Source organism: Streptacidiphilus rugosus AM-16, from assembly GCF_000744655.1.
Classification (GTDB): Bacteria; Actinomycetota; Actinomycetes; order Streptomycetales; family Streptomycetaceae; genus Streptacidiphilus; species Streptacidiphilus rugosus.
Genome location: NZ_JQMJ01000004.1, coordinates 2416581 through 2430108, shown reverse-complemented (window position 1 = coordinate 2430108; position 13528 = coordinate 2416581). Strand labels below are relative to the sequence as shown.

At 69.8% G+C, this 13528-nt stretch carries 16 protein-coding genes; 1 reads left to right on the top strand and 15 read right to left on the bottom strand.

The annotated features are described in order from the left end of the window. Positions 1-20: 20 nt before the first annotated feature. A complete protein-coding gene (locus BS83_RS45560; RefSeq protein WP_157597254.1) occupies positions 21-1889 on the top strand; it encodes a hypothetical protein in 1869 nt (622 codons plus the stop codon). Positions 1890-1931: 42 nt separating this feature from the next. Here BS83_RS45560 and BS83_RS20105 read toward each other — a convergent pair whose 3' ends face one another. From BS83_RS20105 to BS83_RS20035, 15 genes are all read right to left on the bottom strand, one after another. Further along, a complete protein-coding gene (locus tag BS83_RS20105) occupies positions 1932-3077 on the bottom strand; it encodes a tyrosine-type recombinase/integrase (RefSeq protein ID WP_037605068.1) in 1146 nt (381 codons plus the stop codon). After that, complete coding sequence (locus tag BS83_RS20100; protein WP_037605067.1) at positions 3077-3262, bottom strand: helix-turn-helix domain-containing protein; 186 nt, start codon at positions 3260-3262, stop codon at positions 3077-3079. Before BS83_RS20100 ends, BS83_RS20105 begins: the two co-directional genes overlap by 1 nt. A gap of 112 nt (positions 3263-3374) precedes the next feature. Next, positions 3375-4418 (bottom strand): AAA family ATPase, encoded by a 1044-nt coding sequence (locus BS83_RS20095; protein WP_084713721.1) that lies wholly within the window; start codon positions 4416-4418, stop codon positions 3375-3377. 35 nt (positions 4419-4453) lie between these two features. Further along, a complete protein-coding gene (locus tag BS83_RS20090; protein ID WP_037605066.1) occupies positions 4454-5329 on the bottom strand; it encodes a bifunctional DNA primase/polymerase in 876 nt (291 codons plus the stop codon). A 71-nt stretch (positions 5330-5400) separates the two neighbouring features. Continuing rightward, positions 5401-6090: a hypothetical protein gene (locus BS83_RS20085; protein ID WP_037605065.1), complete on the bottom strand. Its 690-nt coding sequence runs from the start codon at positions 6088-6090 to the stop codon at positions 5401-5403. 11 nt (positions 6091-6101) lie between these two features. Continuing rightward, positions 6102-6458, bottom strand: coding sequence for a hypothetical protein (locus BS83_RS20080; protein ID WP_063774200.1), 357 nt, complete (start codon positions 6456-6458; stop codon positions 6102-6104). Further along, complete coding sequence (locus BS83_RS20075; RefSeq protein ID WP_037609481.1) at positions 6455-7948, bottom strand: DNA cytosine methyltransferase; 1494 nt, start codon at positions 7946-7948, stop codon at positions 6455-6457. The genes BS83_RS20080 and BS83_RS20075 overlap by 4 nt, the downstream gene beginning before the upstream one ends. After that, positions 7945-8598: a GGDEF domain-containing protein gene (locus BS83_RS20070; RefSeq protein WP_063774199.1), complete on the bottom strand. Its 654-nt coding sequence runs from the start codon at positions 8596-8598 to the stop codon at positions 7945-7947. The genes BS83_RS20075 and BS83_RS20070 overlap by 4 nt, the downstream gene beginning before the upstream one ends. A gap of 97 nt (positions 8599-8695) precedes the next feature. Beyond that, positions 8696-9172 carry a single-stranded DNA-binding protein gene (locus tag BS83_RS20065; protein ID WP_037605064.1) on the bottom strand — a complete coding sequence of 159 codons (477 nt, stop codon included), beginning with the start codon at positions 9170-9172 and terminating at the stop codon, positions 8696-8698. Positions 9173-9300: 128 nt separating this feature from the next. Beyond that, the gene (locus tag BS83_RS20060; RefSeq protein WP_037605063.1) at positions 9301-9855 is read right to left on the bottom strand and encodes a hypothetical protein; all 555 of its coding nucleotides are present in this window, start codon (positions 9853-9855) and stop codon (positions 9301-9303) included. A 16-nt stretch (positions 9856-9871) separates the two neighbouring features. After that, complete coding sequence (locus BS83_RS41970; RefSeq protein WP_051943426.1) at positions 9872-10297, bottom strand: hypothetical protein; 426 nt, start codon at positions 10295-10297, stop codon at positions 9872-9874. Positions 10298-10318: 21 nt separating this feature from the next. After that, positions 10319-10513 (bottom strand): hypothetical protein, encoded by a 195-nt coding sequence (locus BS83_RS20050; protein WP_157597253.1) that lies wholly within the window; start codon positions 10511-10513, stop codon positions 10319-10321. 46 nt (positions 10514-10559) lie between these two features. Beyond that, positions 10560-10811: a hypothetical protein gene (locus BS83_RS20045; RefSeq protein ID WP_037605061.1), complete on the bottom strand. Its 252-nt coding sequence runs from the start codon at positions 10809-10811 to the stop codon at positions 10560-10562. A 143-nt stretch (positions 10812-10954) separates the two neighbouring features. Further along, positions 10955-13168 carry a hypothetical protein gene (locus BS83_RS20040; RefSeq protein WP_037605060.1) on the bottom strand — a complete coding sequence of 738 codons (2214 nt, stop codon included), beginning with the start codon at positions 13166-13168 and terminating at the stop codon, positions 10955-10957. Between the two features lie 99 nt (positions 13169-13267). Further along, positions 13268-13525 (bottom strand): hypothetical protein, encoded by a 258-nt coding sequence (locus BS83_RS20035; protein ID WP_037605059.1) that lies wholly within the window; start codon positions 13523-13525, stop codon positions 13268-13270. Positions 13526-13528 lie beyond the last annotated feature (3 nt).

Below are 13528 nucleotides of genomic sequence, written 5' to 3'. Positions count from 1 at the left end.
GTCTCAAAGGGGCGGACGCCGTGGACTCAGGTAAGGATCTGCAGCGAGAGCTGGAGGGCTTGAGGCGCCTCCTGGCCGGCGATCCAGCTTCGGCTGTGGGGGGCGATTACCTCGTGCAACCGGCAAAAGAGAAAAGCCTGTTGACAGGGTCCGCAGTTCAAGCCCTAGGAATCCCATACAGCCAGAGGCCGTCTGGCCTATTCGTTCCACAGTCGCTAGCTTCCGGACCGGCTCCGATCGATTTGGTTGCTACGTACATCACCTATCAGGAACTTACGGGCACGGACTGCACGTGGCCAGACATTGCCACCATCCTCAAGGCCACAAACCTAGGACAGGTGCTCGAATTTACTTCCAAGTGGCTGGCCAAGTGGACTTTCGAAGAGCAAAGTCAAGTAGACTCGTCCTATATTGAAACGAATTTCCGGGGAGCACGGCAGCGATCTGCCTCATCCCTCATGAGAGACGGTCGAGTGATCGTCGCCCCTCAGATGCTACACGTTCTCTGCAAACTCGCTCTTCTGCTCTGCCCCGGCGACGCGGACAGAATTCCAGATGAGACCTTGGCCCTCCTCCCCCTGGGAATCGGGGAGCTACTTGGCAATGAGAATCGCCAAGACGAAGTTGGCGAAGTTCACGTCAACGGAATACCAGCGAGCTTGACTCAAGAACTAATTAGCAATCAGCACTTCAATCAGCGGATCGACGTAGCCTCGGCCCTTGGGCGGTTTACGCGGAGATGGAGAGAAATCCCCAACGAGTCACCCCATGCGGACCTAGGCTCCATGGAGGATCTCTTCACCGCAGCAGTCGGGGTGACATTCGACGAGCTAGAGATTGTGGCGATCGCGATCTATTCATGCATGCTAGGCGGCGCTCCGTCATTCTTCTCCGAAGACTTCTTCGGCGGAATTGGACTACCCAAGGGCCGGGCCCTGGCCGCCCTAAATGTCATTTCCTGCAGCCTGCCCAAGCTCCGAGAGGCCATTGTCGCCGACTTCAACGAACTGGGAGGCGGATTTGCCTGGTCAATCAGCGCCTTTGAACGGTTCCCGGTCATATGGGCCGAGGACGCCATTGTGATCACGGATCCCAAGCTCCTGATTTCGAGAGTGTTCGGCTGGCTGCCCTTCTTCGACGTGTACTCAACCCTGGCCAAAAAGCAAAAGGGGCAATTCCGCGACTATGCTGGTCGAATAAGCGAGAAGTACGCCACGGAGGTTATATCCTCCATCGCGCCGCAAGCCTTGGGGAAGCGCTTCTATACAGAAGATGACCTACGTGCGGCGTACGGCAGTAACCTCAAGGTGGCTGATGCCGCTCTTGACTACGGCGACTGCTGGATCGTCATCGACATATCGACGCGGCAATTGATGCGCGGTTCGGTTGCGGCTACCTCAGCCGAGGACGTCAAGAAGGACCTCGACGCGCTTGCAGTGAAAAAGGCACACCAAATCCAGTCAACGATCAATTGCCTGCGCGACAACGAATCCGCCCTGACTGGTCACGACGGTATCCCAAATCGCCGCTTCATTCCAGTCGTTATCGCCAGCGAGGGATTCCCTGTGAGTCCGTTTACCACTTCGATGATCGAAGATGCCCTACGGAACGAAGGGGTCCTCCAGGATCAGGATATCGACCCTCTTCAGATCATGGATACCACAGAACTGGAGTTGATTGAAGCCCTGGAGGAGAAGGGAATCTCAACATTCGCGAAGGTCCTCCGCGGGAAGCCTCAGGCCGGGCTCGCCAGGATGCCAGTACGCGACTATATCTCGATCGAGCTCGGACTCTTCCCTGAACGCTCAAGCAGGCTGAACGGGCTATGGAAGAAGCCCTTTGAGAGGATGAGATTGAAGGCGTTCCCTGATGAGGAACCGCTTCTTTGATCATCGCATCGGTGTTTAATGAATTACAGCAGCAATGTTTCGTTAGCGAGCTGGACGACTCCGCTTGAGCACCCGATCCATATTGTTTATGGCCTCCCGGCGAGTCTCCTCGGAAATGTGGGTGTAGACGTTCATGGTCACGGCGATTTGCGAGTGCCCCAGGATCTCCATGACCACCCGTGGGGCCACCCCGGCGGCGAAAAGGAACGTAGCGCAGCCGTGGCGCGCGTCGTGGAGCCGGATCCGCGGGAGGCTCGCACCTGCCGCTACCCGCTCGAACGACCGACTCAGGTTGCGCGGCTCGATCGGCCGGCCGGTACGGCTGGTAAATACGTAGTCGGCCTCCTCCCACCGTGCGCCAGCGGCGGCCCGCTGGGCGGCCTGTTGGATGCGCCGCCACCGAAGGGGAGCGATGCACATCAAGGGCAAGGGGATCACTCGGGTTCGGCGGTTCTTCGTGCTGTCGGCATACAACTCCTTCTGTACCCGCTGGAGTTGGTTCCGCACAGTGAGCGTCCGGGCGTCAAAGTCGATGTCGCTCCACCGCAGGCCCAGAATCTCGCCGCGGCGCAGTCCCAGCGCGACGGCCAGCACAAACGCGGTGTAGAGGGGGTCGGGACGTGCGGCTTCCAGAAAGGCGACGGTCTGATTAGCCGTCCAGGTCTTCATCTCTCGCACCTCCACGCGCGGGGCCGGAACCAGGGTCGCCACGTTTCGGCTGATCAGCTCCTCACGGCAGGCTGCCGCGAGGGCGGTGCGGAGCACTCGGTGGGACTCCTTCGCAGTGGCGGCGGACGCCTCCCGGGTGACTGCGACGACGAATCGGCGCACGTCAGGGACGCTCAGCGATTCCAAGCGCTTCGTTCCGAGGTGCGGAATCAGGTATCGGCGGACGTGGGTCTCGTACTTGGCGTATGTCGTCTTCTTCCGCTGGGGCCTGATGAACTCCTCCAGCCAATAGGGCAGCCATTCGGCGAGTTTGTTGGAACGGGTGGGCGTGGGCAGGCCCTTGCGGTCCCGCGACACCAGCTCCTGTCGCTTCTCGTCGCACTCCTCCCAGGTAGCGCCGTAGACGGTCTTGCGCTTGCGGGTGCCGTCGGGCTGCGGGACGTAGACGCGAGCTTCGTAGCGTCCGTCCTTGCGGCGCCAGATGCTCCCGGCGCCGTTGGGGTTCTTCTTGCGGGGCATCAGTTGCTCTCCTCGATCTTGCGGCGCAGGTAGTCGGCGAGGCTGTCGGCGGGGATGCGGCGTGCGCGTCCCTCGGTGAAGCTGGCGAGCTGGCGGGAGCGGATCAGGTCGTAGACCTTGTTGCGGCTGAGTCGGAGTGCGGCCATGACCTCGGGCACGGTCAGGGCCTCCATGGCGGTGGTCATGCGGGCTTCCCCCAGGTCGAGGCAGGCGGCGGACAGGTGCTGTCCCAGGGCGGTCCCAGCGCGATCGGGCTGGTCAGGGCAACAGGTGGGACAACCGGACAGGTGGGACAGCTCAGGGGTGGTCGGTCTGTCCTGTGGGTGCGGTGTAGGTGCCGTGGTTGGCGGTGAGTTGGCCGTCGGCAGCCATGCGGGAGCAGGTGCGGCGGGTGTTCTCGCGGTCCAGGCCGGTGCCGTCGGAGATGTCGACGGGTCGGCTGCCGGGGTGGTCGCGGACGTAGCGCAGGATGGTGGCGCGGGTGTCGCCGATGGTGTGGTCTGCGGCGGGGCCGTCGAGCAGGTGCCAGGCGCCGGTTTCGGGCTGGAAGGACATCGCGTGCTCGGCTTCGTCCACGTCGCGGCCGGTGATGTGCAGGACGCCGTCTGCCTTGCCGCGCGAGCGCTTGAGCACGATGGTCGTGTCTGCCGCGCCGGCGAGGCCGTTGGTGCCGGAGACCTCTGCGAGGAAGTCGTCAGATCCGGCCTTGCGGACGTGGTGGACCAGGACCAGGGCCACGCCGAAGTGGTCGGCGAGCCGCTTGGCGCGGCCGACCGCGGCGTAGTCGGCGTCGTAAGCGGATGCGCCAGGCGCGGCATTGCCGCGGACCTTGGCGAACACGTCGATCACGACCATGCGGGCGTCGGGGTGCTCGGTGAGCCATGCGGCGATAGCGAGTTCGCCGCCCTGCGGGAGGGGCGGGCAGGCGGTCTCCAGGTGCAGCCCGGCGGGGGCGGGCTTTCCCGCGAGCAGCTTGCCCATGCGGTGCTGGAGGCGCCGCGGGGTGTCCTCCAGGGCGAGGTACAGGACGGGTCCGGCGGTGACGGGGATGGAGCCGAGCGCCGTCCCGCCGTCGGCCACCTGCAAGCCGAGTCCGAGCGACAGCCACGACTTTCCGACCTTCGGCGGTCCGGCGAGCAGGGAGACGCCTTCCGCGAGGATGCCGGGGACGGCCCATTTCGGCTCGGGGAAGACGGCCGACATCAGCGCGTCGGCTGTCCACAGGCTGCGGAAGCTGGGCGCTTTGGGCTTGGGCTGCTCGCCGGTCTCGTCCGGGGGTTCAAGGTCGGGCGGGAAGTCGTCGGGGTCGACTACGCGCAGGTGGGGCGGCGGGACGGACACGGACCCTCCCTCAATGGGTGAGCGGCGGACGGAGGTCAGGCGGCCAACGTGCGCGGGCGCAACCGGCCGGCCCGCAGGCCGGACCGGATGGTGCGCCCGGCCTCGCTCTCGCCCTGGCCAACGCGCAGCCCGGCGGCCATCAGCGGCTCGGTGACCTCCCGCTCGGTCAGCTCGCCTCCGGCGACCAGCTGTCCGAGCGCGACGGCGGACAGGTAGAGGGCGATGTTGTGCCGGTCCTCGGCTGAGTCCAGGACGCGCTTCACCTGGCCGTCGATGGCCGCGCGCAGGTACCGGCCGCGTCGGTCCGATGTGGTGAGCAGGGCCGTGACGGGCCGCTGCTCGGGGAGCGGGGTGGGGGCGAGGAGCATGGCGAGCCATGCGGGGAGCGGGGCAATGGGGGCCTTGCTGACGACCTCGTAGCGCCCGCCGGGGCCGCTGCTGCCAGGGGCGACGACGTAGCCGCCGTGGGCGCGGGTGTCGATCTTCCAGCCGAGCGCTCCGGTCGTGTTCCGTGGCTCCGGGCCGGTCGCGGGGTTCGCGTAGTAGCGGTGGATTCCGCCGGAGGGTGTGCGGACGGTGAACGTGGCCTCAATGATGGGGTGGCCGTTCTGGTCGGCGAGCAGGCCGAAGACATCGGCGCCACAGGCGACATTGGGCAGGTTCCATGGGGCGGGCGGAACGTCGTTGGGCATCTTGGAGATGTCCAAGTCCACGACCACCAGCCCAGAGGGGCCGCAGGCGATCCCGATGTTGTAGGGCTGCTGGCTCCACCAACGGGCGATGGTGACGGGGTCGGTGGTGGCGTGCTGCTCCCACGCGCGGATCGCGGGGGGCTTGTTGCCGGGGATGAGCGGGAAGACGTGCCAGCCGCGGCGGGCGGCGGCGAGGGCGTAGGCGAGCAGGTCGGGCACGGCGGTCCTTTCGGGTGGTGCGGCCGGGCGGGCGGAGGCGGTGTCACGCCCGTCCGGCCGGGCTGGCGGTGTCAGGCGGCGAGCGACGCTGCCGTCGTGGCGTCGGCGAGGGTGTCGGTCCAGGCGGCGCGGATGGCCTGGTGGCCGGAGAACCAGTCGCCATCGGGGTTGCGGCGGATGGGCATGAGCAGGCCGAGGAAGTCGGTGCCCTGGGCGATGACGATGGGCTTGTGCGGGTCGTCTCCCCAGACGGTGAGCGGGGTGTGATCGCGCACGGCCGGGTCCTTGGTGAACTTGGCCAGGTGGTGGGCGCTGACGGCGAGGTCATCGGTCATTGCGGGCGTGGCGGCGAGGGCGTCGCGGGCGATGGGGCGCCACTTGGGGAACTTGGCGTCCTGCTCGGTGCGGTCGGGCAGGGTCAGCGTGTGCTCGCCGACGGTCACCGCGAGAACGTGCCGCCCCGGGTTCCAGGTCAGGGTGGTGAGCTTGGCGTGGTGGCGGGGCGGGGTGATGGCCTTGACGGCGCGCAGGTCGGAGGCGGTCAGGAACGCGTTCCACGGCTCGGTGGCGCTGTCGGCGTCCAGGTCGTGACGGGCGATGGCGATGGTGAAGCGGTCGGATGCGACGGCGTACAGGCGGCGGCCGTCGCTCTCGACGCGGACGCCGTTGATGGACGGGAGGGTGTCGTCGCGGTAGGCGTGGGGCCAGGTGCGGGCGATGAGCTGCGCGAAGCCGGTGATGGTGACGGTGCTGGTGGGCATCGGGTGTCTCCTCACAGGTCGAACAGGGCGGCGTCGTTGGTGTGCTGGTCGGCGAGGGTCTGCCGGTGGGCGTGGCGGGCGCGGGTGTGGGCGTGGTCGTGGCAGGGCGGGCACCAGGCGGCGAGCGCCGAGAGGGGCAGGCGGGCGGCCTGGTGGGCGGGGAGTGTGAGCGCGGCGGGGTCGGCGGGGGCGGCGATGAGTCGGACCGGGCCGTGGTGCTTGCTCAGGTAGCCGCCGTTCTCGTGTTCGCAGCGGCCGTGTCCGGCGGCGTGCTTGCTGCCGCACTGGCCGGTGCACTGGCAGCGCCCGTCGGCGCGGTGGATGACCTGCTCCCACAGCGGGAGCGGCGCGAGCGGCGGCGTGGTCACAGGACCTCCAGCAGCTTGGTGGCGATCCACTGGGCGACGTTGCAGGGGACGGCGTTGCCGGCCTGGGCGGTCTGCTCGCCGACGTTGCCGAGCACGGTGTAGTCGTCGGTGAAGCGTTGGGCGCGCAGGTGCTCGCGCGGGGAGAGCATGCGGAACCAGCAGTCCTCGATCGCGATCTCGGCGGCGGTGGTGTCGGCGCCGAGGACCAGGGCGGCGCTCTCGCGGGTGGCGATGGTGTGGACGGGTTCGGCGGTGGTCTTGGCGCTGCCGCGTCGGTAGGGGATGACCAAGCCGTGGTGGTTCCCGCCGGCGGTGATGGTGGCGAGGGGGTCGAGGACGGCGCGGGTGGTGGAGCCGCCGCCGCGGTGTTCGGTGATGAACGGCGCGGGGATGAGAACGCCCTCGCTCTCGCGCGTCATCCGGGTGCGCATGGGAACGGCGACGGGGTAGGCGTCGGTGTTCCACGACCCGCCCGTCGGCACGAGCAGCGGCGGGACGGCGAGGCCGTCGCCGATCCGCAGCGTCCGCGTCCCCAGCGGGGAGAGGTGGGCGGGTGCGGCGCGGCCGTCGCCGGGGTCGGTGTGGTTGGCGGTGATGATCGAGGGGACGCGGTGCTTCTCCAGCCCGAGCCGGATCTTCCGCAGCGTCGAAGCCGCGAGCGGCCGCATGCGCTTCTCGGGCCGGTCTCCGATCCGGATGCCTAGGTCGGTCCAGTCCAAGATGGACGCGGCGGGGGCGACGTAGGGCTCGACGACCTGGTGGCGGCAGGCGTTGTTCGGGCAGCGGTAGTCGTACTGCTGCCGGTACCGGCCGATCTTGTTGCCGTTGCGCCACGCCTGCACCGCGTCCACGTCGGTGCCGCATGTGGGGCACCAGGCGCGGGGGCGAAGCTCCAGGTCGGGCTTGGGCAGGCTGGTCTTGGTGAACACGATGATGATGCGGTCGCGCCACTGCGCGGCCGGGTCGTTGCCCATGTCGCCAACGTGGGCGGCGGACACGGAGACGACCTGGTGGCGGTAGCCGAGCACCTCCATGCCGGACAGCCACCAGTGGAACAGCGGCCAGGCGGTGGCGAAGCGGGGCACGTTCTCGCAGACCACGGCGAGGTAGTCGTGGATCTCGACCGCGCGCAGGATGTCGTAGGCGGTCGCCCTGGTGCGCTCCCACGCCGCGTCGGCGACGGGGCCCTGCTCCAGCAGGTCCAACTGGCCGGGCGTCGGCGCCTTCTTGGGGCGAGCGACGCCGTCGGCGGGGCTGGACTCGGTGCAGATCGGCGACGCCACGAGCACGTCCGTGCGCGGGAGGCGGCGCATGTCGTAGTGGTCGAGGTTGGCGCACAGGTGCTCGGCGTCGGGGAAGTTCGCGGCGTGGGTCTCCACGGCGCGGTCCCAGTGGTTCGCGCCGAGCCGCACGTCGAACCCGGCCAGCGCGAAGCCCTTGGAGTCGCCGCCGGCGCCGCAGAACAGGTGCCCGGACGTGGGCGCGCTCATGCCGCGCTCCTCTCGGTCGTGGCGGGGCGGTTGCGGTCCCAGCGCCGCTGCGCGGCGGGGTGCATGTGGTCGGCGTGGGCGAGGGCCCAGAGGTTGCCGCCGTGCTGCTTGGCGTCGTACATCGCCGCGTCGGCGGCGGCGAGCGCGGCCGACAGGGACGGCACGGGCAGCTCGGCGGCACGGGAGGCGCCGACGGACGCCGAGCAGTCCAGCGCGACGCCGTCCCACGTCGGGGCAGCGAGGGCGGCGGCGAGGGCGCTGAGCCGGTCGGCGATCCGCTCAGGACGCACGGTCAGGGCGGCGGTGAACTCGTCGCCGCCGAACCGCCCGACCACGCCGCGGGGACCGGCCCACACGGAGAGGGCGGTGGCGGTGCGGGTGAGTACGGCGTCGCCGGCGGCGTGGCCGTGGGTGTCGTTGACCTGCTTGAAGCGGTCCAGGTCCACGAACACCAGGAGGCCGTTCGGGTGGGCGAGGGTGCGGGTGGCGGCGCGGGTGAAGCCGTCGCGGGTCAGGACGCCGGTCAGGGGGTCGCGGCGCGCGGCGCGCAGGCGCGCCGTCAGTACGCCGGAGTGCACGGCCCATCCGGCGAGCGGGAGTGCCGCCGCGAGCACCGGGAGGTGCTGTGCGACTAACGCGTTGCGGTGCATTCTGGAGTCCTCCACCCGAATCGTTGGGATCGGTGCTGGGGGCGGCGGCCGGGCTTCTTGGCAGGATCACCGGCCGCCGCGTGCTGCTTGGTGCGGTCTAGAACGGGGGCTCCTCGCCCCCGCTGTAGCCGGAGGTGGATCCGGCGGAGGCGGGGCGGGCGGTGTTCCACGGGTCGTCGGCGGCCGACGGGGCGGCGGTGCCGTTGCGCTGGGTCTTGGTGACCTTGGCGGTGGCGAAGCGGAGGCTCGGGCCGATCTCGTCGACCTCCACGGCGAGGATGGAGCGGTTCTCGCCCTGGTCGGTCTTCCAGTTGTGCTGGCGCAGGCGGCCGGTGACGATGACGCGCATGCCCTTGGAGAGGGTCTCGGCGGTGTGGTCGGCGAGGTCGCGCCATGCGGTGCAGCGCAGGAACATGCCGGTGCCGTCGGCCCACTGGCCGGTGTTCTTGTCGTAGGTGCGCGGGGTGCTGGCGACGGTGAAGCGGGCCATCTGGGCGCCGCCCTGGGTGAACCTCACCTCGGGGTCGTCGGTCAGGTTGCCGACGATCGTGATCTGCGTTTCTCCCACGGACATGGGGTGCCTCCACAACTCGGCAGTACATGAGGGGTGTTGCGCGGGGCGCGGCTCTGTCCGGTCCCCCGCACCACCCCGGCGCGCCGGGCGTCGGGGCAGCACGGCCGGTCAGGCAGACCGGTGCGGGGTCACCAGCAGGCGAGCTCGGAGGCGGCGAAGTCCAGGGACTCCAGGTGCCTGCTGGCCATGTGGAGCAGCGCGGCGCGGATGGTGGGGTCGTCGGTCTGGTCGGCGTCGGTGAGGTAGATCAGGGCGGCGGCGATGTCGTCGGAGAGCTCACCCACGGCGCCGTTGAAGTCGGTCACGTGGCTGCTGGCGGTGTCGAGGTGGTCGGCGAAGGTGTCCGGGGTGAGGCTGTCGGGGTCGAAGTCGCCGGGTACGGTGGCCGCGAGCACGGTGGCGAGCGGCTGGGCGTGGCGGGCGAACAGGGACTCGAACGTGATGGAGCTGGACACGGCGGTCTCCTCTACGGTGGTCGAGGCGTTCCAGCCGATGGGCTGGTCGTCGGTGGGCAGGGCCTCAGTGGCGCGGGTCAGGGCGCGGGAGGCGAGGGCGAGCTGTTCGGCGGCGTACCAGCTCTCGGCGTCCGCGTTCGGGTCGCTCTCGCGGGCGTAGTTGTCGGCTTCGACCAGGCGCAGCGCGGCAGTGATGACGCTGCGCTCCTGCTCGTAGGGGCGGGCCATGGCGATCTCCTCCGATTCAGCGGTTGCGGTTGGTGAAGCGGTTGTCGACGCGGACGTTGACGGCGCCCCTGCCCCCGCCGCTGTGGGCGAGCAGGAAGACAAGGGCGAGGACGCCGAGCAGTAGGCCGATCGCGGTGGTGGCGGCGGCGAGGGCGGTGAACAGGAAGCTGAGGCCAACGCCCGTCGCTCCGAGCCCAATGCCGCCGGCGAGCAGCCGCATGACGATCGGGTCGCGCAGCGGGCTGTAGCCACCGTTGGTGGGCTGCGCCGGGAGCGGGGCGGGCTGGTAGACCGTCGCCGGGACGGCGGCCTGTCCGGAGGCCTGGTAGGGCATGAGCGGGGCGGCCGGGGTGGTGGCGGGGAGGTAGTAGGGGCGGCCGTCCGCGTCGTACGCGACGGTGACGACCGGCGCCGGGATGCTGTGGACGGGCTGCTGATTCACGGCAGGTCTCCTGACGGCAGGTCAGTGGATGTGGGCGACGGCGCGGACGGCGGCGGCGATGGCGTGGTTCACGTAGGGGGCGATGCCGGTGGAGGCGGCGGTGAAGCCGGACAGCCACAGCAGCAGGCCGAAGCCGAGGCCGACGCGCCCGGACTTGAGGACCGCGAATGCGGCGATGCCGAGCAGGGCGGCGACGGAGACGGTGGCGAACAACACGGTCCAGGTCCCTTCGGTGCGTCGGGTCGGTGAGGTGGGGGCGGGGTCAGCGGGTGCCGCGGCGGCGGACGTCGGCGTAGCGGTTGAACAGGTGGCGCCCGTACCGGATGCGCATCCCGGTGGCCTTGCAGCGGCGGCAGTCCCGGCCGCGCTTCCAGGTGCCGCGGCGGGTCTGGCGGGTGGCGAAGCCGAGTCCCTGGCACTTGCGGCAGCGCGCCCACGGGCTGACCGCACACAGCAGGCTGTAACCGAGCGTGATGAGCAGGGCGAGGACGACAGCGGTCCCTACGGGGGTCATGGGTGGCCTCTTCCGGTCGGTTTCGGGCAAAGTCCAGGTAGGGGCGCTAGCGTCTAGCGTCCTGATCACGCGCTATATGGGTGGCTAACGGGGGCTGCTATCGCTAGCGGCCTGCGTGCTGTCGACAGCAGCCCCGGGCGGGCCTACTCGGCCCGGTTTCGGTCACGCTCCGCGACGGTGGCGAGGATGCGGGCGTGCTCCACGCCGCGGCGGTTGACGAGCTTCCCGCCCTCGCCGACGCGTCGGCCGATCTGGACGGTCGGGATGCCGCGCGGCTTGAGCACGGCGGAGAGCTGGTCCGGGCCCCAGCCGGTGTAGGCGTCCGGGCGCAGCGCCGCCAGGGCGGCGACCAGGGTCTCGGACCAGACCTTCGGCTCGTTCGCGGGCCAGATCGCGAGCAGGTCGTCCAGGACGCTTCCGCCGCGCTCCTCCTCGGTGGCGGAGCGCTCGCCGGCGGCGTGGCCGGTGATCTTTCCGGCCGCGAGCCGCATCGCGTGGGCGCGGTCGGCGATGGCCTGGGCGGCGGGTCCGTCCAGGTAGGCGGTCTTGACCACGGTGGGCAGGGCGGTGGCGCCGACCAGGTAGCCGATACCGGCGTCGATCTCGGGGCGGAAGGTGGTGGCGCGGATGCCGTTCTTGTAGGCGGAGGTGCCGAGGATCATGTCGTTCTCGACCTGTCCGGCGACCTTGAGGCAGAACCGGATGGTGACGTTGCCGGACACCCCGGTGGGCAGGGATTCCTTGTCGGGGCGCTGGGTGGCCAGCACCAGCACCACTCCGAGGGCGCGGCCGAGCTTGATGACGAACTCGGCGTCCTCGCCCGCCTTCTTGCCGTACTTCTTGTGCGCGAAGACGTTCTGTACCTCGTCGAAGACGGCGAGCAGGGGGTGCAGGCCGATGTTCTTGTCGGCGATCTGGCGGGTGGTGCGCTTGTCGGGGCAGATGTCCAGCGGCAGGCCCTTGAGGATGGCGGCGCGGCGCTGGACCTCCTCGCGCAGCAGGGCGAGCGACTCGGCGGCGTAGGCGATCGCGTCATCGTCGATGCCGGACACGAAGCGGTGCGCGATCTGCTCGAAGGCGTCCAGGTCGCCGGTGCCCTTGTTCTCGTGCAGCCACAGCTCGCACGAGGTGTCCAGGGCGGCGCCGGAGACCATCACGCGCACCGAGCTGGTCTTTCCCTGTCCCGGAGCGGAGCCGAAGAGGTAGTTGTGCTGGATGATCGGCAGCGCGATCACGCGTCCGCGCGGGTCCACGCCGAACGGCACGGGCTTGAACAGATCGTGCCTGCCGGTCTTGGCCAGCGGCCACGCCACCTTGTCGGTCTTGGCCAGGTCCTTGTCCCCGACCCACAGCACCAGGCGGCCCTCGTGCTCGTTCGGGTCGCCCTCGGGCCACACCGTCCCCAGTGGACGACGCAGGCCGGAGGCGAGGCGGCGGCGCCGCTCCATCACGTCGGTGGCGGTGATGCCGGGCGGGAGGTCGACCACGGCGCGCCAGCCGGGGCCGTCGCGGTGGATCGGGTCGGGGAACCCGATCTCGCCCTTGCCCATACCGCCGATCCCGAGCACGAGCAGGGCCTTCTCCACGTGGTCGGAGGTCAGGCGCGGCATGACGCGCTTGTTGACCGCGCGCCGGATCAGCGGCTCGCCGGCCGGGCGGCCGTGCGCGCCCAGTGCCAGCAGCAACCCGCCCGTGAGGGTGAGCAGTTCGGCGCTGCCGAGCAGTACGTACGCCACCAGCGCGCCGACCAGGGCGGCGATGGTGCCCAGCGCGAGGACCAGGGTGCGCAGGCGCACGCGGTCGTCGCGCTTGCGGGTCAGCTTCAGGTACAGCTCGGCGTCCTCGCGGCGCACCGAATAGGCGCGCATCGGGGCGCCCTCCGCGTCGGTGGCCCACGCGGTCAGCCCGGCGAGCAGCCGGTACAGGCCCCGCGGCGCGTACGCCCACAACCGGGTCGCGTACCAGGGGGTGCGCACCAGGTGGAACGCGACGCTGTAGCCGACCTGCGCGCCAGCCCGCTTCGCCGCAGCCAGCAGCGAGGACTTCGACCGGGCCCACGCCGGGATCACCGGGCGGCGCACCGCGCGGTCCGGGTCGGCGGGCACGATCCCGGAGGTCGCCGAGTCGACGTAGACCGACTGCTCGGGCTCCTCGTCCTCGTCGTCGGCCGACGCGAGCAGCGCGGCCGGACCCGCGCCGGTCGGCTCGGCGTCGTCCTGGTCGGGGTTGGCGACGACATCCAGCGGCTCGGTGAAGCGCGCCGGGGTGGCGTCGACCGGCGTCCCGGTCGGGGTGGTCGGGTCGGTGGTGAGGTCCGCCTCAAGCCGGCGGAACAGCTCCTCTTCCTCGTGGTTCACTGAACTGTCCTTCTCTCAGGTGAGTGATCACAGGTGGGGCGGGACGGGAGCCGGGGCACGGCGTTTGCTGGCAGGCGGTGACGTGCCCCGGCGGCTGAGCTAGGCGGCGAGCGGGTCCGGGCCCGTCTCGGGGTCCAGGTGCGCGATGGCGTACTGCTCAGAGACGGCGAGGAACTCGCAGGCCGCGGCGTGCAGGGCGCGGACGAACGGGAGCGCCTCGGCGGGGGTGTCGGTGACCGGCAGCATGACCCGCAGGATCACGTCGTCGCAGGTCATCACCAGCGAGGGGCCCCAGTCGTCCATCTCCACGTCGATGCGGCCGATCTCGGACGGGTGCAGGTTGAAGCTCGCGAGCATCGT

Bases quoted from the DNA above. Each gene is read 5' to 3' on its own strand.
- BS83_RS20065 (WP_037605064.1), bottom strand. From the start codon at position 9,172: ATGTCCGTGGGAGAAACGCAGATCACGATCGTCGGCAACCTGACCGAC.
- BS83_RS20070 (WP_063774199.1), bottom strand. From the start codon at position 8,598: ATGCACCGCAACGCGTTAGTCGCACAGCACCTCCCGGTGCTCGCGGCG.
- BS83_RS20035 (WP_037605059.1), bottom strand. From the start codon at position 13,525: ATGCTCGCGAGCTTCAACCTGCACCCGTCCGAGATCGGCCGCATCGAC.
- BS83_RS20060 (WP_037605063.1), bottom strand. From the start codon at position 9,855: ATGGCCCGCCCCTACGAGCAGGAGCGCAGCGTCATCACTGCCGCGCTG.
- BS83_RS20085 (WP_037605065.1), bottom strand. From the start codon at position 6,090: ATGCCCACCAGCACCGTCACCATCACCGGCTTCGCGCAGCTCATCGCC.
- BS83_RS20105 (WP_037605068.1), bottom strand. From the start codon at position 3,077: ATGCCCCGCAAGAAGAACCCCAACGGCGCCGGGAGCATCTGGCGCCGC.
- BS83_RS20075 (WP_037609481.1), bottom strand. From the start codon at position 7,948: ATGAGCGCGCCCACGTCCGGGCACCTGTTCTGCGGCGCCGGCGGCGAC.
- BS83_RS20100 (WP_037605067.1), bottom strand. From the start codon at position 3,262: ATGACCACCGCCATGGAGGCCCTGACCGTGCCCGAGGTCATGGCCGCA.
- BS83_RS20045 (WP_037605061.1), bottom strand. From the start codon at position 10,811: ATGACCCCCGTAGGGACCGCTGTCGTCCTCGCCCTGCTCATCACGCTC.